This is a genomic window from Dehalococcoidia bacterium (genome assembly GCA_025054935.1).
GTDB lineage: Bacteria > Chloroflexota > Dehalococcoidia > SpSt-223 > SpSt-223 > JANWZD01.
Window position 1 is genome coordinate 1 of record JANWZD010000076.1, and the last position, 554, is coordinate 554.

Annotated in this window: 1 protein-coding gene; it reads right to left on the bottom strand. The window is 64.8% G+C overall.

Annotated elements, in window-relative coordinates; genetic code table 11:
• Positions 1-515, bottom strand: a 515-nt coding sequence (locus NZ773_16340; GenBank protein MCS6803494.1) for a HAMP domain-containing histidine kinase, incomplete at its 3' end; no start/stop codon positions are given.
• Between the last annotated feature and the right edge of the window lie 39 nt (positions 516-554).

A 554-nucleotide genomic window follows, 5' to 3' on the forward strand; every position in this document is an offset into this window, starting at 1 on the left:
ACCTCGACGGTGCCGCCCTCGGGCGAGAACTTCGCGGCGTTCGATAGCAGGTTGGTGAGCACCTGTAGCAGGCGCTTGCGGTCGGCGTACACCCGCACCGGGGAAGGAGCGCCGCGCAGCTCGAAGCGCACGCGGAAGCGCTCGCCGAACGCCCGATTGAGCACCAGCGCCTCGCGCAGCACATCCTCCAGCGCGAGCGGCTCGGGCGCGAGCGTGAGCTTGCCCGACTCGATCTTCTCGATGTCGAGGAGGTCGTTGATCAGGTCGAGCAGGCGCTGGGCGTTGCGCTCGGCGACGACCGTAAGTTCGAGGACCTCCGTGTCAAGCTCGCCCATCACTCCCGAATTGACCAGTTGCAGCGAGCCGATGATCGAAGTGAGCGGCGTGCGCAGTTCGTGCGACAACGTCGAAGTGAACTCCTTCTTCAGGCGCTCAGCCTCCAGCTCCTGCGTGATGTCCCGCCCTTGCGCAATGATGGAAACGATTTCGCCCTCGGGATTCACGAGCGGAGTCACGGTCCACTCGCAAAAGATGGGGATCCCATCACGGCGCAG